Consider the following 19312-nt stretch of genomic DNA (forward strand, 5'->3'; position numbering starts at 1 on the left):
GATCGCGCGCGACAGGCCGGGAACGGGCGCCATCCACGTGGCGCATTCCCTCTCACCATCGAATCCGTTCGAGTTCCGAGAGTCAGGAGAGGCGCTACCGCAATGGGACGTCACAGCTTGCCCGACGGCTTGGAACCGGACGCCACGGGGGCCCGCACCGGTTCCCGCCGCCGCACCGTCGTCATCTCCACCGCCCTGGTCCTGGCCGTCGCCGCCGGTTCCGTCGTGGCACTGCGCAGCGGTCTGCTGCCCTTCAGCGGGCCGTGCGGCGGCGACTCGGTGCCGTTGGCCGTGGTCGCCTCCCCCGATATCGCGCCGGCCGTGGAGGCCATGGCCGACAAGGCCCGCAAGAATGCCACCCGCACCGACGGCAAATGCCTGGACGTCAAGGTCACCTCGCGGGTCTCCTACGAGGTCGCCGACTCCCTCGGTCAGCGGCCGGCCCAATCGGAATTCCAGGTCTGGATACCGGATTCGAGCCTGTGGGTGGACCGGGTCGGCGCGGAGCGGGGCACCCCGCTGACCGCCGCCGGCACGATCGCCTCGTCACCGATCGGCCTGGGGGCCGTCCCCGGGGCCGCCAAGGCACTCGACCGTTCGGACCGGGACTTCTCCTGGTCCGAGCTGAGCGGGACCGCCGGCTCCGGCGACGGGCTGCGGCTGGGCATGGCCGACCCCGCCCACAGCGCCACGGGGCTGCTCGCGCTGGCCCGCATCAGCGCCTCGAACGCGAAACGGGCCAAGGACGGCGACGAGGCCAACATCCGCACCGCCGCCGCGGCGAAGCTGCTCTACCAGCGGGCGGCGGACAGCGACGGGCAAGTGCTGGCCACGCTGCCGCACGACGGCTCCGGAGCGCAGGGCAGTTCCCGCCGCAACGAGGCGCTGCTGCTGTCCGAGCAAGCGGCGCACGCCCACAACACCGGCCAGGACACCGGCCCCGACCTGGAACTCTTCTCTCCCCGGGAGAGCAGCGCACAGCTCGACTACCCCTACACCCTGGTCGACGACGATCAGCTGACCGCCGCCCAGACACGCGCCGCCAACCGCTTCATGACGCTGCTGGGCGGCGTCGAAGGCCAACGAGCGCTGCGCGAGCGCGGGTTCAGAGCCGGCAACGGCGAGGCGAACGAGAAGATCACGCGCGCGGCCGGTGGACGCGTCCCCCAGCCGTACTCCGCCGGCCTCGACGCCCCGCCGTCAACCAAGGAACTCCAGGCCCTGCTGGGCAAGTGGACGAGCACCGTCCAGAGCGCCCGGATCGCCACGGTCGTGGACGCCTCGCCTTCGATGGCCAACCAGATCCCCGGGTGGGGCGGCCGGTCCCGGATGGAACTCGCCAGGAACTCGCTGCTCAAGGCCGTGGACATGTTCACGCCCGACGACGAGGTCGGACTGTGGAAGTTCTCCACCCTCCTCGACGGCACCAAGGACTACGTCGAACTGTCCCCCACCACCCGGCTCGGCGACCGCGGTGAGGACGGCGGGACCCACCGCGACGAGCTGACGGACGCGTTCAGCTCGCTTGCGCCGGTTCCCGACGGCGCAGCCGGGCTGTACGACACCACGCTCGCCGCGTACGAACAGGCCACCAAGCGCTACGTGAACGGCAAGCTCAACGCCGTGGTCATCGTCACCGACGGCGCCGACGACGACCTCAACAGCATCGGACTCGACCAGCTCGTCGACGAGTTGCAGAAGGCCGCCGATCCGGCGCGGCCGGTACCGCTGATCGCCCTCGCCATCGGCCCAGAGGCCGATCAGTCCGCCCTGGACCGCATGGTGGCCCCGACCGGCGGCTCCGCGCACCGCGTCAGTGACCCGTCGCAGATCCACGAGGTGATCCTCAAAGCCATCACGAAGGCGGGCGCCGCCGGACCGCGCTAGACAGGTGGGAGCGGTCGCGAAGCGCAGCCGCACCGGAAACGGCCCACCGGCCGGGGCGGCTGCGGTTACCGCCCGCCTCGCCGGGAGTCGTCCGCCGATCCGGGCTCATCCGGCGCGGACTCCTCGGTCGCGACGGGCTTTCCGACGTCCCAGGCGACCGGCCAGGTGTGCACCGGATCCCCGGCCTCCATCAGCTCCCGGTAGCGGCGGGTCATCGCGGCGAGTGCGGCGTGCCGCTCCAGACCCTGCCGCGACGCGTGGTGGTAGGCCGCGGCCTGCCAGGACGCCCCGTTGACGCGGCGTACACAGCGCTCTTCGATGATGCCCAGGTAGAGGTCACGGTCGGCCGGCTCCACGCCCCAGGCGTCCAGTCCGGCAGCGGCCAGCGGCAGCAGTTCCTCGCGGACGAGGCGTACCGCCGGGATCTCGGCGACTCCCCCGGCGCGCCCGGACCTGGGCCAGCGGAGCGTGGCGTCGATGCCGTACCGGCAGGCGGTGTCGAAGTTGTCGGCCGCGGCATCGAACGGCAGTCGCGACCACACCGGGCGAGGCTGCTCGGCCAGCGCCCGGACCAGGCCGTAGTAGAAGGCCGTGTTGGCGATGACATCGGCGACCGTCGGCCCGGCAGGCAGCACCCGGTTCTCCACGCGCAGGTGCGCGACGCCGTCGGCGACATCGTAGACGGGCCGGTTCCAGCGGTAGATCGTGCCGTTGTGCAGCACCAGCTCCGCGAGTTCGGGCACCCCGCCCTTGTCGAGGACCCGCAGCGGCTCCTCCTCCTCGCAGATCGGCAGCAGCGGCGGGAAGTACCGCACGTTCTCCTCGAAGAGGTCGTACGCGGAGGTGATCCAGCGCTCGCCGAACCACGTGCGCGGGCGCACGCCCTGGGCCTGGAGTTCCGGTGCGCGGGTGTCCGTGGACTGCTGGAAGACCGGCGGACGGGACTCCCGCCACAGCTCCCGCCCGAAGAGGAACGGCGAGTTGGCCCCCACCGCGATCTGCACCGCGGCGACCGCCTGCGCCGCGTTCCAGACCGCGGCGAAGCGGCTCGGCGTCACCTGGAGGTGCAGCTGAACGGACGTACAGGCAGCCTCCGGCGCGATCGAGGGCGAGCGGGAGAGCAGGTGCTCGACGCCCTGGATGTCGATCGTGAAGTCCTCGCCGCGGGCCGCCCGCATCTCGTCGTTGAGCAGCACATAGCGATCGCTCTCGGAGATGCTGGCTGCCGTGAGGTCATCGGCGGTCAGCGTCGGCAGTATCCCGATCATCACAATCCTGGCGGCCACCTCACGGGCTTTTCTGTCGGCGTAGGACAGGCCCGTACGGAGTTCCTCGGCGAGCTGGTCCAGGACGCGGCCGTGCAGCCGGTGCGGGGTGATGTTGACTTCGAGATTGCACTGCGCGAGTTCGGTCTGGAAATCATGACTGGCGATGCGCTCCAGAACTTGGGAGTTCAGCATGCGCGGCAGGCCGTCGGCACCGGCGAGACTGAGTTCGATCTCCAGCCCCATGAGATTCTTGGGCCGGTCGAACCTCTTCTCCGCCAGGAGTCTCTCCAATCCCTCCAGACACTCGTGAAGCTTTCTTCGATAACGCTCCCGGTCCGCCAGGTCGATCCCGTCCGCGGCGACCTTCTCGCCCATCGAAGGGTCCCTCCTCGAGTGAGCGGCCCGCGGGCACGGGCCGCGTGGAGCCGTCCCCGGTGCCACCGGGGTACACGCTACGGTCGATGATGCCCCAGCGATCTGATCAATAACGCGAACGGGGCGTGCCGGTAACGATAGGCTCGAAGGGACGGCATGGCCGGCACATTCCGTAGGCATATCTCGGTGGCGATCGCCGACCGCATTTCTCTCGTGAGAAACACCGACGAGTTCCGGCCTACCGCTCCGCCGAGGAAATACGAGGTGGCGCCCCAAAGCCCCGCGCAAAGCGGCGGATACTACCCGGCATAGAGGTCCGGATTCCGCCTTGCCGGAAATCCACGGAGCGACTAGCGGAAACACTCACAGAACATGTGTCGTATAAACTCCGCTGACGAGGCAGAGAGTTGGCACCCAGTGTTTCGGTGTTCTCACCGGTTCCGGGGCACAGCGGCTGACCCCGCCGGGCCGCAGCCCCGGTCGGCCATGCTCTGACCCCGCCACGCTGACAGCGCCGTCCGCACTTGCCCAGCTCCACCGTGTCTCCGAAGTGAGAGGCGACCCACCATGCCGCTGCACGTTCCCGCCGCACCCGCGCCCGCCCTGCGCAGCGTTCTCGCCGCCCTCGGCTCGCCCACCGCCGTCCGCGAGGCTCCCACCTCCGCCCTTCGCTCCCATCAGGGCCCGCTGAGCCCCGACCACCCGCTGCCGGTGCACGTCTGGGACCACATCAGCCGTGCCGGAGGTTCCTCGCGTACCCGCCTGGCCGGCTGGCGATTCCTGGTCCGCGGCGGCGAGCGCGCCGTGGCGACCGCTGACGCGATGCTGACCGCGGACGGCTGGACGTTCTCCCACTTCGCCGGTGGCCCCTATGTCACCGCCACCGAGCAGGCCCTGCAGCACGCCGACGCGCTGCCGACGCCGTATCAGCCGCGGCTGTTGTCCGTCCCCGAGCTGTACATGCTCACGCTGTGGCTGCACCACGACATCGCCTCGGACGGCGCCGACGGCACCCCCGCCCCCGGTGACCTGCTGGTACCGCTGGCGCCCGCACCGCCGGGCATCACCGCCCACCATCCGCAGCGCGTCGCCGATCTGCTGCCGCGGCTCACGCTACGGGTGACGCCGGGACCGCTGCTCGGCTCGCCCGCCTGACCCCGGGACGCCGGCTCCGGCTTCGGACCGGCGCACGCCGTCCCGCAAGAGCGCGCCCCGCGGCCCCGTCCGGCCGCGGGGCGCTTCGCTGTCTCACCCGCGCGGCCTAGCCCACGCTTACCACTCCCAACCCGCCTGAGTATCTGCGTAATTGGGAGCAACCGCCCGCACGGGTGACACGTCAGTATCGAGTGAGTACCGCTGCTGCGAAATCCCTGCGGAAACGCCTCCGGAGGGCAACACTGGAACCGACCGAGGAAACGGGGGAGCGGCCATGACCACCTCATCGAGCCGCACGACGACGTTCACCACACCGCAGCGAAAGACGACATCCATGTGTCAGCACCAGCCGCCCTGCCCGTCAGCAGACTCCACCGACCGGGAAGCCGCGCATCCTGTGGCACACCACCCGGAGCAGGGTTGGAGCCTGCTGTGCAACGGCGTCCTCCTCTTCGAGGACACCGGTGAGCTCCTTCCGGACGGGCAGGTCATCGCCCCGAACCGGCCGCTCGGTGGCACCCGGGTCGTCACCGCCGCCTGACCCGAGCGCACCGGCAGAACAACAGGGCCCCCGGCAGGATCTGCCGAGGGCCCTTGATGTGCGGTGACGGACGTCAGCCGTCGTAGTCCTCCAGCGGAGGGCAGGAGCAGACGAGGTTACGGTCGCCGAAGGCGCCGTCGATCCGCCGCACCGGCGGCCAGTACTTCTCCGCCGCGACGACGCCCGCCGGGAAGACGGCGTCCTCGCGGGAGTAGGAGTGCTCCCACTCGCCGGTCAGCGCGCTCGCGGTGTGCGGGGCGTTGCGCAGCGGGTTGTCGTCCTTGTCCCACTCCCCCGACCCGACCTTCTCGATCTCCGCGCGGATGGCGATCATCGCGTCGCAGAACCGGTCCAGCTCGCCCAGGTCCTCGCTCTCGGTCGGCTCGATCATCAGCGTGCCGGCCACGGGGAAGGACATCGTCGGCGCGTGGAAGCCGTAGTCGATGAGCCGCTTGGCCACGTCGTCGATGCTCACGCCGGTCGCCTTGGTCAGCGGCCGGACGTCGATGATGCACTCATGGGCGACCAGCCCGCCCGGGCCGGTGTAGAGCACCGGGTAGTGCGGCTCCAGGCGCTTGGCGATGTAGTTGGCGCCGAGCACCGCGACCTGGGTGGCGCGCTTGAGGCCCTCGCCGCCCATCAGCCGGACGTATGCCCAGGAGATCGGCAGGATGCCGGCCGAGCCCCACGGCGCCGCCGAGATCGGGCCGACACCCGTCTCCGGGCCGGCGGCGGGCTGCAGCGGGTGGTTGGGCAGGTACGGCGCCAGGTGGGCCCGGACACCGACCGGGCCGACGCCGGGGCCGCCACCGCCGTGCGGGATGCAGAAGGTCTTGTGCAGGTTGAGGTGCGAGACGTCGCCGCCGAACTTGCCGGGCTCGGCGAGGCCGACCAGCGCGTTGAGGTTGGCGCCGTCGACGTAGACCTGGCCGCCCGCGTCGTGCACGGCGGCGCAGATCTGCGTGATGTGCTCCTCGAAGACACCGTGCGTGGAGGGGTAGGTGACCATCAGGACCGCCAGCTCGTCCCGGTGCTTGTCGATCTTGGCGTGCAGATCGTCGGCGTCGACCTCACCGTCCTCGCCGGTCTTGACGACGACGACCCTCATCCCGGCCATCACGGCGCTGGCGGCGTTGGTGCCGTGCGCCGAGGAGGGGATCAGGCAGACGGTGCGCTGCTCGTCGCCGTTGGCACGGTGGTAGGCGCGCACGGCGAGCAGGCCGGCCAGCTCGCCCTGGGACCCGGCGTTCGGCTGGATGGAGACCTTGTCGTAGCCGGTGACCGTGGCCAGCTGCTCCTCCAGCTCCTGGATCAGGGTGAGGTAGCCCTGCGCCTGACCGGCCGGCGCGAAGGGGTGCAGCTGGCCGAACGCCGGCCATGTGACCGGCTCCATCTCGGTGGTGGCGTTCAGCTTCATCGTGCACGAACCGAGCGGGATCATGCCGCGGTCCAGCGCGTAGTCCTTGTCGGCGAGGGTGCGCAGGTAGCGCAGCATCGCGGTCTCGGAACGGTACTGGTGGAAGACCGGATGACCGAGGTAGGCGTCGGTGCGCAGCAGTGCCTGCGGCAGCGCCTCGCCCGCGGCCGCGTCCAGCTGCTCGATGTCGGCCCGGACGCCGAAGGCACCGAAGACACCGGCCAGCTGCCCACGGCCGGTGGTCTCGTCACAGGCGATGCCGACGAGGTCGGCGTCGACCTGGCGGAGGTTGACGCCGGCCTCGCGGGCGGCGGCCACGACCTCGGCGGCGCGGCCGGGCACCCGCGCGGTCAGCGTGTCGAAGTAGGCGTCGTGCACGATCTCCACACCGCCCGCCCGCAGGCCCTCGGCGAGGAGGGTGGCGTAGCGGTGGGTGCGCCGCGCGATGCCGGCCAGGCCGTCCGGGCCGTGGTAGACCGCGTACATACCGGCCATGACGGCGAGCAGCACCTGCGCGGTGCAGATGTTGCTGGTGGCCCTCTCGCGACGGATGTGCTGCTCACGGGTCTGCAGGGCGAGGCGGTAGGCCTTGTTGCCGTCGGCGTCGACGGAGACGCCCACCAGGCGGCCGGGCAGGCTGCGGGCGAACTTCTCGCGTACGGCCATGAAGCCCGCGTGCGGGCCACCGAAGCCCATCGGGACGCCGAAGCGCTGGGTCGTGCCGACGGCGATGTCCGCGCCGAGCTCGCCGGGCGAGGTCAGCAGCGTCAGGGCGAGGAGGTCGGTGGCGACGGTGACGACCGCGCCCAGATCCTGGGCCTGCGCGATTATCGCGCGCGGGTCGCGCACCGCGCCGGAGGCACCCGGGTACTGCAACAGCACACCGAAGACGCCACGCTCGGCGATCTCGGCCGGAATGCCGTCACCGAGATCCGCGACGACGACCTCGACACCGGTCGGCTCGGCGCGGGTCTGGAGCACGGCGATGGTCTGCGGCAGACAGTCGGCGTCGACCAGGAAGACGCCCTGCTTGACCTTGCCGACCCGGCGGGCGAGCGACATGGCCTCGGCGGCGGCGGTGCCCTCGTCCAGGAGGGAGGCGCCGGAGGTGGGCAGACCCGTCAGGTCGGCGACCATGGTCTGGAAGTTCAGCAGGGCCTCAAGCCGGCCCTGCGAGATCTCCGGCTGGTACGGCGTGTACGCCGTGTACCAGGACGGATTCTCCATGACGTTCCGCAGGATCACCGGCGGCGTGAACGTGCCGTAGTACCCCAGGCCGATCATGGAGGACAGGACCTGATTGCGGTCCGCGAGGCTGCGCAACTCGTCCAGGACCTCGGCCTCGGAGCGGCCCTGGGGCAGCCCGAGCGCCTCGGCGCTCTTGATCACATCGGGTACGGCGGTGGCGGTGAGCTCGTCCAGCGACCCGAATCCGACATGCGCGAGCATCTTCGCCTGCGCCTCGTGGTCAGGCCCGATGTGGCGGTGCTCGAAGGGGGTACCGCGCTCCAGCTCGGTCAAGGAGATGCGATTGGTGGTCATCTGCGGGGGCCTCCTGGTCATACGACCTACGAGGGGCACCACGGCGCTGGTGCCCGGACGGCCTCCCCCTCTGTCATCTCAACCTGAGAGCTTCACCGGCCCGCGCGCTGCGGTCCGACTTTCACCGTCGGTGAGGAAGGGTTCCGGCGCTGTGCCTGTCCGTGGCCCGCCCTGCTTTCCAGAGTGACCTCGTCCATGCGGTACGTGTGCCTGAGAGATTCCGGGGAGGATTTGCTCCTTCGGCGCCCCCGTCGCGAACGACAAAGGACTCTCCCGCATGGGGTCTGCAGCCATTCGCCAGCCTACCAGCGCGCCTCCCGGAGGAACTTTCGAGTGGCCGGGGCATGAAATGTGCCGTTTGGTAGTGGTGACAGTGCAGTTGCGACCACATGGAGGGGCCGTGCAAACCGACATCGATCCCCGGAGCCTGATCGGCCGCAAGGCGTTCGACCGTCACGGCACAAAAATCGGCACCGTCGACGAGGTCTATCTCGACGACGCGACCGGGGAACCGGAGTGGGCGGCCGTGCGCACCGGCCTCTTCAGCAGGGACGCCTTCGTCCCTCTGGAGCCGAGCGAGCTGGCCGAGGAGGGCCTGCGCATCCCCTTCGATCGCAAGCTGATCAAGGACGCCCCCGATTTCGGCGTCGGCCGGCACCTCTCCCCCGAGCAGGAGCTTCAGCTCTACCACCACTACCGGCTGGATATCTCCTCCCCGGCCTCCGACGCGGTCTCCTCCGCGGGTGACAAGGACTTCGGCCGGATCGCCGGTTCGGAGGACTGAGCCTCGGGCGGTTCCGCCCGCACCAGTGGCAGTGGCTCCCCGGGCCGCAGCGCCGGGTCCTCGACGGCAAAGGTCCGCACCCTTCCCGGTGCGGACCACGGCGTCTCGAAGCGGACGGTCACTCGCCCGACCCCGCTCCCCTGCACCCACCCGGCGCCGTACTCGTCGTGCACGATGTCCAGCCCCGGCAGCCAGCGACGCGGCAGCTGCTCCCGCGGCTCCCGCTCGCCCTCCTCGTCCGCCGTGTGCTCCTGCGCCGCCTTCGCCGTCTCCGCGGCCTCCCGCTCGGTCGCCACCTGGGCGAAGAGGTCTTCCTGCGTGAAGTCGGCCAGCCCGCTCACCCCGACGCCCAGCAGCCGCACCCCGCCCGTGGTGTCCACGGTCTCCAGCAGCCGGATGGCGGCCTCCCGCACGACAGAGGGGTCGTCGGTAGGCCCACGGAGCGTGTCGGAGCGGGTCAGCGTCGAGAAGTCATAGCTCCGCACCTTGATCACGACGGTACGTCCGGAGCGCCCGGCCGCCCGCAGCCGCTGCACACAGCGGTCCGCGAGGCGCACCACCTCGGACCGCACCCGGGTCCGGTCGGTCAGATCGACCTCGAAGGTGTCCTCGACCGAGATCGACTTCGCGTCCCGCTCCGCCACCACCGGCCGGTCGTCCCGGCCCAGTGCCATCGCGTACAGCCCGGCGCCGTGCGCCTTTCCCAGCAGGCGCACCAGCTCCGCCTCACCGGCCTCCGCGGTCTCCGCGATCGTCGTGATCCCGGCCCGGCGCAGCGCCTCGGCAGTGGCGGGCCCGACCCCGGGCAGGGTCCGCACGGTCATCGGCCCCAGCAGCTCCCGCTCGGTGCCCGGCTCGATCACCACCAGCCCGTCCGGTTTCGCCGCCTCGGACGCGATCTTCGCCAGCATCTTGGCCCCCGCGAGCCCCACCGAGCCCGTCAGGCCGGTGGCCTCCCGGATGTCGCGCCGCAGTCGCTCCCCCACGGCGCGGACGGCGGACGTCTCCGCCGCGACACCGCCGGCCTCCAGATCGACGAACGCCTCGTCCAGGCTCAGCGGCTCCACCAGGGGCGACAGCCCGTGCAGCAAATGCATCACCGCTTCACTCACCTGGCGGTAGAGGGTGAAGCGCGGGTTGAGATACGCGGCGTTGGGGCACAGACGACGCGCCTGAGCTGTGGGCATCGCCGAACGGATGCCGAAGACACGGGCTTCGTACGATGCCGTGGAGACCACCCCACGCGGCCCGATCCCGCCGACCACCACGGGCTTACCGCGCAGGCTGGGCTTGGCCGCCTGTTCGGCGGCCGCGAAGAACGCATCCATGTCCAGATGCAGGATCGTCGGCGCAGGTCTCACACCACCGATGCTCCCCCACACCACTGACAATCGCCCCGCTCACCGGACCGAAATGCGCGTGTGGCATGGCCGGAAAGCGCGTGCGGCGCTCAGCCCGCCCGGTTGCGGCGCCGCGCCAGCTCGTCCTGCGGGTTCTTCCCGATGAGCGTCTCGCCGGTGTCCACCCGCTCGCCGTGCAGCTGGGAGAGCGCGCCCTCCACGTCCCGCCAGACCACGCCGACGGCGATACCGAAGACGCCCTGGCCGCCCTGGAGGAGATCCACGACCTGATCGGGCGAGGTGCACTCGTAGACCGTCGCGCCATCGCTCATCAGCGTCATCCGCGTCAGATCCGCCAGCCCACGCGAGCGCAGATGCTGGACGGCGGTACGGATGTTCTGCAGCGAGACCCCGGTGTCGAGCAGCCGTTTGACGATTTTGAGAACGACGACGTCCCGGAAGCTGTAGAGCCGCTGGGTCCCGGAGCCGTACGCCGGGCGGACGCTCGGTTCCACCAGGCCCGTACGGGCCCAGTAGTCGAGCTGCCGGTAGGTGATCCCCGCTGCCGCACACGCGGTCGGACCGCGGTAGCCGATGGTCTGCGTCTCGCCGTCCGCCGACACTGCGGCCACCTGCGCCGGTGCACGATTCGCTGCTGCACCCGAGTGGAGCGGCAACGCCCCTTCCGCCGCCATACCGTCGCCGGTGATTGCCACGCCGCCCTCCGTCCTCCACGTCCCGGACGGGACCTGCCATATCGACGGTATGCAGTCACCCCGGGTGCGTCAACGATCGCCGCGCTCGCCACGCCGAGTGATAATCACCCTACGAGTGGTTTCTCGTGACCTGACACGGGGAAGGGCTAACAGTTTGGCCGGAATTAGGTCTCCGGCCCGCCGGCATCACTGGCTGTTGGTACCGAAGTCCTCGGGCGAGATCTGGTCGAGGAACTCACGGAACTTCTCCACCTCGTCCTCCTGCTCGTCCGGGATCGCGATCCCCGCATCGTCCAGCACACCATCGGTACCGAAGATCGGCGTTCCGGTGCGCAGGGCGAGCGCTATCGCGTCGGACGGACGCGCGCTCACTTCCACGCCGCTGGCGAAGACCAGTTCGGCATAGAACACCCCTTCGCGCAGGTCCGTGATGCGGACCTGCGTCAGCTCCTGGCCCACCGCTTCGAGCACGTCCTTGAAAAGGTCATGCGTCAGCGGCCTGGCAGGGACCATGCCCTGCTGGGCGAAAGCGATGGCGGTGGCCTCCCCTGGCCCGATCCAAATGGGCAAGTATCGGTCGCCTCCCACCTCCCGCAGGAGCACGATCGGTTGGCTGGAAGGCATTTCCACCCGGACACCCACGACGTCGAGCTCGTTCACACAGCAACCCTAGGACGTGCCCGGCCGGTTTGGGTAGTCGGGCACTCGTTTGCCGACTACAGGCGCACCCGCAGAGCGGTCTGGACCAATGCCGCATGCAGCCGCACCGACAGCGTTGCCAGCTCTCTGGCGGTGGCTTCGGCATGGGCTCTGGTCTGAGGGTTGCGGTGCCGCCGAAGGGGTGCAACCACCTGTTCGACCAGGCCGGCCTCGCGCTCGGCAGCGGCTTTGACGGCACGCAGATGCCGCGGCTCCAGACCGAAGCGTCCGAGGTCCGCGACAAGTTTGGCGACGGTGACGGCCTCGATGTCGTAGCTGCCGTCGGCATGGGCGACGATGAGGCCGTACGACTCCCAGTCGACCAGCGCCGCCTCGTCGACCTCGGCGGCTGCCAGCAGCTCCTCCCGGCCGATCCGGGCAGCGGTCGGCCGCTCCTCGTCCGGATCGTCGACGCCGTCCACCAGATCCCTGGAGGGCGCCGCCTGGGCGGGCAGCTGCACCCGCTCGCCGCGCTCCAGGGCGTCCAGATACTCCCGGATGACCTTCAGCGGCAGATAGTGGTCCCGCTGCATCCGCAGGACGCCTGCCAGCCGCTGGACGTCTCCTGGGGTGAATTTGCGGTACCCGGAAGGGGTGCGCTTCGGCTCGACCAGCCCCTCGGCCTCCAGGAACCGGATCTTGGAGATGGTGACCTCGGGGAATTCCTCGCGCAGCAAGGTGAGCACCGTGCCGATGCTCACCGGCTTGCCGTCCGAGGAGGCGGCGCCGGCAGAACCGGCACCGCCTGTCGGTGTATGGCGCATATGCCTTCCCTGGTCGGTCAGATACCGACGCCTCGCTGGCTCGCGTAGAAGACCAGGCGGTACTTGCCGATCTGGACCTCGTCACCGTTGGCGAGGGCGACCGAGTCGATCCGCTCACGGTTGACGTAGGTGCCGTTCAGGCTGCCGACGTCGGCGACCGTGAACAGACCGTCCTGGCCACGACGGAACTCCACGTGACGGCGCGAGACCGTCACATCGTCGAGGAAGATGTCGCTCTGCGGGTGACGACCCGCCGTCGTCAGGTCGCTGTCCAGCAGGAAGCGACTGCCGGAGTTCGGACCCCGGCGGACCACCAGCAACGCCGAACCCAGCGGAAGAGCGTCGACCGCCGCCTGGGCTTCCGGGGAGAGCGACGGCGTCGGGGTCTGCCCGGTCGCCTCCGCGTCGTACGCCTCGAGTCCCGAGATGGAGATGGTCGAGGTCGTCTCGGACGGGCGCTCGGGCTGAGCCCCCGCGCGCAGCGGCGCACCGCAGTTGGAGCAGAACCGGCTCGCCTCGGCGTTCCGGTGCCCACACCTCGTACATACCGGCAAGGCCAACCCTCCACCCGTGCTTGAGGCTGATGGTTCCTGGGAACCTATGCGCCCGGCACCGGAGGGGTCAACAGAACCCGCCCCATGCCCCCCGGACGGACCGCCGACCTCGTCTCGGAAGAGCGGACGGTCCTCACCCACAGCACTTTCGTCGGACTGGCGCGGAGCGCGGTGCCGCGCCGAGCCGCTGCCGCCCTCCTGTCGTGCGCTCTTGCCGAACAGCTTTCCAAACAACTTCACGGGCGATTCCCCTTGAACGAAACAGACCCGCCCGTGGGGCAGGACGAACCCTCGATGCACACATCGGCCCATCCGGACATCCTGTGAACGTCCGTGGCCTTCAGACAGTTTCCACCACACACCACGCGCACGGTGCGTCGACCCCCCGCTACGTCATGCCCTCCCCGGGCCATCGACATACGTCTGCGCCTCACTGCGATGACGACCGAGCGTAGTCAGGCCGCTTCGCCTCTCGCAAGGCGTTCACGATGATCTTCCCCTGACGGGTCACAGCCACCGTGGCCTGCTCTTTTTCCAGCGTCTGGACCACCCCACCAGGGATGTTCAGCGCCGGTTCCAGGTCCTCGGGCTTGCCGATGACCTTGAAGCGGTACGGCTGTGTGACCCGCTTGCCGTCGATCTCCACCCCGCCTCGGACATCGGAGAGATAGGTGTCCGCGACGACGCGCACATCATTGACCTGAATGGCCTCGGCTCCGGCCGCCCGCAGCTCCTGGATGGTGTCCAGCAGTTTGTCCGCCTCGACGGAGCGCGTCGGGTCGTTGATGGTCAGGGTGATGCCGGGCCCTTGGGCCGCGACGGTCCCGGCCAGCACACCCAGCTGCTGTTCCTTCTCCACGGTCTGCTTACGGGCCTCCTCGGCCTGGTCCGAGCTGTTCTCCAGCTCGGTCTTCTGCCCTTCCAGACGCCGCTGTTCGTCCGTCAACCGCTGGGAGCGGTTGTCCAGCTCGTCCAGGATGCGCACCAGGTCCTCCTGGCGCGCACCTCGCAGCGCGCTGCTGTCACTTGTGGAACGTACCTGAATCGCCAGGCCCAGACCGAGAATGAACAGCAGCAGGGCGACGATCAGTTGAGCTCGCGTCAGCCGCGGCGGCCACAGGCTCGCGAAGAGCCGCTGCCGACCGGTCTCCCGGCGGCCCTCCGGCTTGTCTGCCGCCGGCGCTTCGTCAGGGGTGTCCGGCCGCTCGGAAGAGCCGTCCCCCGGTTCGGGGCCGACGTCCGGCTCGGGGCCGACGTCCGCCGGTTTGTCCGCTTGTCGTGCTTCGGCGTCCGATTCCGGTGTCTTCGACTCTCTTTCCCCCGAAGCGCGCTCGGCGGCGTCACGGCTCTCCGGAGGCAGCGGCCGGCGGTCGGCAGGACCGCGGTCCTTCGGCGGCTCCGGCTGGCTCTTCGCAGACTCCGGCGTGTTTTGCTCCGGGTCCGGCGTGTTCTTCTCCGGGTCCGGCCCGTTCTTCTCCGGCTCCGGTGTCTCGTCGGTTGCCATCCGCCTCACGCCCTGAAGACGTGCCGGCGGATCGCGGCAGCGTTGGAGAAGATCCGGATGCCCAACACGACGACGACGCCGGTGGAGAGCTGCGCGCCGACGCCCAACTTGTCACCGAGGAAGACGATCAGTGCGGCGACGACGACATTCGACAGGAAGGAGACAACGAAGACCTTGTCGTCGAAGATGCCGTCCAGCATCGCGCGCAGGCCGCCGAACACGGCATCCAACGCCGCCACGACAGCGATCGGCAAGTAGGGCTCGACCACCGTCGGCACCACGGGTCGGACCACAAGTCCGACCACGACTCCCACGATGAGGCCCAGTACGGCGATCACGATGTGCCCTTCCCTGTGTCGGTGCCGTCCGCTTTCGCGGCACCGGCCTGTGGCTTTGCTGTACGTACGGTCAAACTCGGTGCGGGCGGCAACGTGACCTCGGCCTCGGCGGAAATCCTGGTCCGCACGCCGTAGTTCTCCTGCAGCACGTGCAGGTACTGACCGTCGGCACTGTCCTGGAACGCGGTGCTGAGCCGCTGCCCGTCCCCCACCGCCAGCACCGTATAAGGCGGCACCAGTGGCTTGTTGTCGACCAGTATGGCGTCTCCGGCGGCTCTGATCGCCGAGAGTGACGTAAGCCGCTGCCCATTGACAGAGATGGCCTCCGCCCCTGACTCCCAGAGGCCGTTGACGACTCGCTGCATGTCCCGGTCACGTACCCGGCCGGTGTCCGAGAAACCACTGCTCTCACGCGGCCCGCCGCCACTGGACTCCGCCTGCTTGGCGTCGTCCACGACAAGCTTCACGCCGGGCCCGGTGACCTGGGTCGAACCGGCCAGCAGCGCCAGCAGTTCGGCCCTGCCGCCGCCGTGCGCCTTGAGCGCGTCGCTCTGCATCTTGCTGACGGCGTCCCGCGTCGCGTCGACCCGCTTCTGCTGCTTGTCCGCCTCGGCGGTGCCCCGCTGAATGCGGTTGATCAGCTCTTCGTGTTCCTTGGCCAGCGTCGGCGCCGCTATCCGCGCCTGCGCTGCACCCACGGTCACCACGACCGCCGCCAGCACCAGGCCGGCCGCAAGACCCAATTTCGCGCGCAAGGTGCGCGGCAGTCCGCTCACGCCCGCCGCGGACTTCCGCTCGGCGGCCTCCGCGTATCCGTCGTCCAGGCTGTGGTCCATCACGTTGGTCAGCAGCGACATGGACGCATCGGGGCGCGCGGCGGGCTTCTTGGTGGTGCTCCGATCGGGGCGCTCCTGCGACATGCCGCACATCGTCGCACGTCGGCGACACGTGATCCCAATGGCCCCACCGACGTACCGAATCGCGGTACGCCGGTGGGGCCCTGGTCAGCGTCCGGCGCTGTCCACCACGGCGGACCATTCGTCCAGAAGCTGCTGAGCGGAGGCGTCGTCCGGCCCTTCCGCCCACAGATGCGTCACGGCCTCGGCCGGGTCGGGCAGCACCAGTACCCAGCGTCCGTCGGCCTCGACCACCCGCACACCGTCGGTGGTGTCCACGTCCCGGTCACCGGCCGCCTCGACCACATGCCGCATGACCAGGCCCTTGACTGCCCATGGCGTCGCCAGGTCACGTCGCAGCACATGCGCCTTCGGAATCCGCGCATCGATCTGGCTCAGCGTGAGCTGCGTACGCGCGACCAGACCGATGAGCCGGACGAACGCCGCGGCACCGTCGAAGACGCTGCTGAACTCCGGGATGATGAATCCGGCCATACCGTCACCGCCGAAGACGGTGCCGTCCGCCCGCCCCACCCGGGTCAGATCGTCGGGCGACGTGGTCGTCCACTCCACCTGCGTGCCGTGGTACGCCGCTACCTGCTCGGCGATCCGGGTCGTGGTCACCGGCAGCGCGACCCGGCCACTGCGCCGTTCCGCGGCAACCAGATCCAGCATGACCAGCAGTGCCCGGTCGTCCTCGATGATCCGGCCATGCTCGTCCACCAGTGACAGCCGCTCGCCGACGGGGTCGAAGCGCACGCCGAAGGCCGCCCGGGCCGAGGCCACGATCTCGCCGAGCCGGACGAGTCCGGACCGCCGGGAGTCGGCCGTCTCGGTCGGCCGGGACTCGTCGAGACCGGGGTTGATCGTCAGGGCGTCCACGCCGAGTCGGCCCAGCAAGCTGGGCAGGACCAGGCCGGCGCTGCCGTTCGAGGCGTCCACGACGACCTTCAGGCCGGCCTCGCTGATGCCCGTGGTGTCCACGGCGCGCAACAGGGACCCGGTGTAGGAGTCGAAGACGCTGGAGGGGAAGCGCAGGTCACCGATCTCGCCGGGGAACGCGCGGCGGTATTCCTGGCGCGCGTAGACCCGGTCGAGCTTGCGCTGCCCGGCCTGCGAGAGGTCCGCGCCCCGCTCGTCGAAGAACATGATGTCGACGGAGTCCGGGACACCGGGCGTCGTCCGCACCATGATGCCGCCCGCGCTGCCCCGGGCGGTCTGCTGCCGGGCCACCGGCAGGGGCACGTTCTCCAGGTCGCGCACGTCGATGGCGCTGGCCTGCAGCGCGGAGATCACCGCGCGCTTGAGCGCACGCGCACCACGGGAGTGGTCGCGCGCGGTGGTGACCGTGGAGCCCTTCTTGAGCGTGGTGGCGTAGGCGCCGGCGAGCCGTACGGCGAGTTCCGGCGTGATCTCGACGTTGAGGATGCCGGACACGCCGCGCGCACCAAACAGATGCGCCTGGCCTCTGGACTCCCAGATCACCGAGGTGTTGACGAACGCACCGGCCTCGATGGTCTTGAAGGGATAGACCCGGACATTGCCCTGGACAATCGATTCTTCACCGATGAGGCATTCGTCGCCGATGACGGCGCCGTCCTCGATCCGGGCGGCCCGCATGATGTCGGTGTTCTTGCCGATCACGCAGCCGCGCAGATTGCTTTGCTCGCCGATATAGACGTTGTCGTGCACGACGGCTCTGTGCAGGAACGCACCGCCCTTCACCACGACGTTGGAGCCGACGACCGTGTGCTCGCGGATCTCCGCATCCGCTTCGACCTTGGCGTAGTCACCGATGTACAGCGGCCCGCGCAACACCGCGTCCGGGTGGACTTCGGCGCCCTCGGCGACCCATACGCCCGGCGAGATCTCGAAGCCGTCGATATCGACGTCAACCTTGCCCTCGAGTACGTCGGCCTGAGCCTTCACGTAACTTTCGTGGGTGCCGACGTCCTCCCAGTAGCCCTCGGCGACATAGCCGTAGATCGGCTTGCCTTCCTTCATGAGCTGCGGGAATACATCACCGGACCAGTCAACCGAAACGTCCGGCTCGAAATAGTCGAACACCTCCGGCTCCATGACGTAGATACCGGTGTTGACGGTGTCCGAGAAGACCTGTCCCCAGGTGGGCTTCTCCAGGAAGCGCTCCACCTTGCCCTCTTCGTCGACAATGGTGATGCCGAACTCCAACGGATTCGGAACCCTCGTCAGACAGACGGTGACGAGTGCTCCCTTTTCCTTGTGGAAGCGAATCAGATCGCTGAGATCGAAATCGGTGAGGGCGTCACCGGAGATAACGAGGAAGGCATCATCCTTGAGCGCCTCCTCCGCGTTCTTCACGCTGCCGGCGGTGCCCAGTGGCTTTTCCTCATTGGCATACGTGAGCTCCATGCCGAGCTCTTCCCCGTCGCCGAAGTAGTTACGGACGAGGGAAGCAAGGAATTGCACAGTCACGACGGTCTCATTGAGACCATGCCGTTTCAGCAGCCTCAGCACGTGCTCCATGATCGGCCTATTGGCCACAGGCAGCAGCGGCTTGGGCATGCTGGACGTCATGGGGCGAAGTCGCGTGCCTTCGCCGCCGGCCATCACAACGGCCTTCATGTCGGAAGCGTCCTCCTCTAAGAGACGACGGTCTTGCCGACCTCACCCGTCCAGATCGCCCACTCACAGCTCCTACGGGCACTGGGCCTAAGCACTACGGGCCATTCGGCGAGCTCAGTCGGCCGTGGATGTCCGCCCTGATGATGCGGCGGACCTGGACCACGTAGAGGATCCCTGCCCACCAATAGAGCGCCGTACCCCATCCGGCGAACGCCCATCCGAAAATGGCACCGAGTGTGTGAAGCCAGCCGCTTCCGTCGCTCAGCAAGAGCAACGGGAAGGCATACATCAAGTTGAAGGTAGCTGCTTTGCCCAGGAAGTTCACCTGGGGAGGGCCATAGCCGTGCCGCGCCAGGAAACCGACTGCGATCAGCAGCATCAGTTCCCGGGCCAGCAGGGCCGCGGTGAGCCAGAGCGGGAGGATCTCTCGCCAGGTGAGGCCGACGAGGGTGGAGAGGATGTAGAGGCGGTCGGCCGCCGGGTCGAGGATCCGGCCGAGGCTGCTGATCTGGTTCCAGCGTCGGGCGAGCTTGCCGTCCAGGTAGTCGCTGACTCCGCTCAGAGCGAGGACCAGCAGGGCCCAACCGTCGGCGGCCTTGGGGCCACCGAATTCCGGCCAAAGGATCAACCACAGGAACACCGGCACGCCGACCAGGCGAGCCATGCTCAGGATATTGGGGATGGTGAGGACGCGATCCGTCTGGACCCGCGTCTCCTGGACCTCCACGCGGGGGCCTCCTGTGGGAAATGTGCCGATGATGCTCCCTGACCTTACCTGGCCCGCCGGCGCCGTCAGTCCCGGGGGTCCCCGAGAACGCGAAAAAGCCCCGTGCGGAACCTGAGTTCCTCACGGGGCTTTTCACAAAAATTGTTCGGCGGCGTCCTACTCTCCCACAGGGTCCCCCCTGCAGTACCATCGGCGCTGAAA

At 69.2% G+C, this 19312-nt stretch carries 16 protein-coding genes and 1 riboswitch; of the genes, 4 read left to right on the forward strand and 12 right to left on the reverse strand.

Going from position 1 to position 19312, the window contains the following annotated elements; translation table 11 throughout:
* Positions 1 to 102 precede the first annotated feature (102 nt).
* On the forward strand, positions 103 to 1887 hold the full coding sequence (locus ACH4FH_RS17760) for a substrate-binding and VWA domain-containing protein (RefSeq protein ID WP_398556758.1): 1785 nt from the start codon (positions 103 to 105) through the stop codon (positions 1885 to 1887).
* Positions 1888 to 1952: 65 nt separating this feature from the next.
* Here ACH4FH_RS17760 and ACH4FH_RS17765 read toward each other — a convergent pair whose 3' ends face one another.
* Positions 1953 to 3530, reverse strand: coding sequence for a glutamate-cysteine ligase family protein (locus ACH4FH_RS17765; protein WP_398556759.1), 1578 nt, complete (start codon positions 3528 to 3530; stop codon positions 1953 to 1955).
* 567 nt (positions 3531 to 4097) lie between these two features.
* On the opposite strand from ACH4FH_RS17765, the gene ACH4FH_RS17770 reads away from it, so the two are divergent.
* Both ACH4FH_RS17770 and ACH4FH_RS17775 read left to right on the forward strand, forming a co-directional pair.
* The gene (locus tag ACH4FH_RS17770) at positions 4098 to 4685 is read left to right on the forward strand and encodes a hypothetical protein (protein WP_398556760.1); all 588 of its coding nucleotides are present in this window, start codon (positions 4098 to 4100) and stop codon (positions 4683 to 4685) included.
* Between the two features lie 334 nt (positions 4686 to 5019).
* A complete protein-coding gene (locus tag ACH4FH_RS17775) occupies positions 5020 to 5226 on the forward strand; it encodes a DUF5999 family protein (RefSeq protein WP_398556791.1) in 207 nt (68 codons plus the stop codon).
* A 73-nt stretch (positions 5227 to 5299) separates the two neighbouring features.
* Here the strand turns inward: ACH4FH_RS17775 and gcvP are convergent, their stop codons facing one another.
* The gene (gene gcvP / locus ACH4FH_RS17780) at positions 5300 to 8185 is read right to left on the reverse strand and encodes an aminomethyl-transferring glycine dehydrogenase (RefSeq protein WP_398556761.1); all 2886 of its coding nucleotides are present in this window, start codon (positions 8183 to 8185) and stop codon (positions 5300 to 5302) included.
* A gap of 188 nt (positions 8186 to 8373) precedes the next feature.
* A riboswitch (glycine riboswitch) is annotated at positions 8374 to 8471 on the reverse strand.
* A 114-nt stretch (positions 8472 to 8585) separates the two neighbouring features.
* On the opposite strand from gcvP, the gene ACH4FH_RS17785 reads away from it, so the two are divergent.
* Complete coding sequence (locus tag ACH4FH_RS17785) at positions 8586 to 8969, forward strand: PRC-barrel domain-containing protein (RefSeq protein WP_398556762.1); 384 nt, start codon at positions 8586 to 8588, stop codon at positions 8967 to 8969.
* On the opposite strand, the gene ACH4FH_RS17790 is transcribed toward ACH4FH_RS17785, so the two are convergent.
* The 10 genes from ACH4FH_RS17790 to ACH4FH_RS17835 all read right to left on the reverse strand — a co-directional run bounded on the left by ACH4FH_RS17790 (position 8879) and on the right by ACH4FH_RS17835 (position 19111).
* A complete protein-coding gene (locus ACH4FH_RS17790) occupies positions 8879 to 10330 on the reverse strand; it encodes a DNA polymerase IV (protein ID WP_398556763.1) in 1452 nt (483 codons plus the stop codon). The two genes, ACH4FH_RS17785 and ACH4FH_RS17790, sit on opposite strands and share 91 nt — an antisense overlap.
* Before the next feature lie 89 nt (positions 10331 to 10419).
* Complete coding sequence (locus tag ACH4FH_RS17795; RefSeq protein ID WP_398556764.1) at positions 10420 to 11025, reverse strand: MerR family transcriptional regulator; 606 nt, start codon at positions 11023 to 11025, stop codon at positions 10420 to 10422.
* 186 nt (positions 11026 to 11211) lie between these two features.
* Positions 11212 to 11685 (reverse strand): bifunctional nuclease family protein, encoded by a 474-nt coding sequence (locus ACH4FH_RS17800; RefSeq protein ID WP_006606439.1) that lies wholly within the window; start codon positions 11683 to 11685, stop codon positions 11212 to 11214.
* 56 nt (positions 11686 to 11741) lie between these two features.
* On the reverse strand, positions 11742 to 12488 hold the full coding sequence (locus tag ACH4FH_RS17805; RefSeq protein WP_398556765.1) for a MerR family transcriptional regulator: 747 nt from the start codon (positions 12486 to 12488) through the stop codon (positions 11742 to 11744).
* 17 nt (positions 12489 to 12505) lie between these two features.
* Positions 12506 to 13354, reverse strand: a complete 849-nt coding sequence (locus tag ACH4FH_RS17810) for an FHA domain-containing protein (RefSeq protein ID WP_398556766.1) — start codon at positions 13352 to 13354, stop codon at positions 12506 to 12508.
* 118 nt (positions 13355 to 13472) lie between these two features.
* Positions 13473 to 14546: a DUF881 domain-containing protein gene (locus ACH4FH_RS17815; RefSeq protein WP_398556767.1), complete on the reverse strand. Its 1074-nt coding sequence runs from the start codon at positions 14544 to 14546 to the stop codon at positions 13473 to 13475.
* 5 nt (positions 14547 to 14551) lie between these two features.
* Entirely contained in the window at positions 14552 to 14884 is a 333-nt protein-coding gene (locus ACH4FH_RS17820) for a small basic family protein (protein ID WP_003984969.1), read from the reverse strand.
* Positions 14881 to 15813 (reverse strand): DUF881 domain-containing protein, encoded by a 933-nt coding sequence (locus tag ACH4FH_RS17825; protein ID WP_398556768.1) that lies wholly within the window; start codon positions 15811 to 15813, stop codon positions 14881 to 14883. Before ACH4FH_RS17825 ends, ACH4FH_RS17820 begins: the two co-directional genes overlap by 4 nt.
* Positions 15814 to 15888: 75 nt before the next feature.
* Positions 15889 to 18384 (reverse strand): sugar phosphate nucleotidyltransferase, encoded by a 2496-nt coding sequence (locus ACH4FH_RS17830; protein WP_398556769.1) that lies wholly within the window; start codon positions 18382 to 18384, stop codon positions 15889 to 15891.
* A gap of 94 nt (positions 18385 to 18478) precedes the next feature.
* Positions 18479 to 19111 carry a CDP-alcohol phosphatidyltransferase family protein gene (locus ACH4FH_RS17835; RefSeq protein WP_398556770.1) on the reverse strand — a complete coding sequence of 211 codons (633 nt, stop codon included), beginning with the start codon at positions 19109 to 19111 and terminating at the stop codon, positions 18479 to 18481.
* Positions 19112 to 19312 lie beyond the last annotated feature (201 nt).

Origin of the sequence: Streptomyces sp. NPDC017993, assembly GCF_044328065.1 — a bacterium.
Classification (GTDB): Bacteria; Actinomycetota; Actinomycetes; order Streptomycetales; family Streptomycetaceae; genus Streptomyces.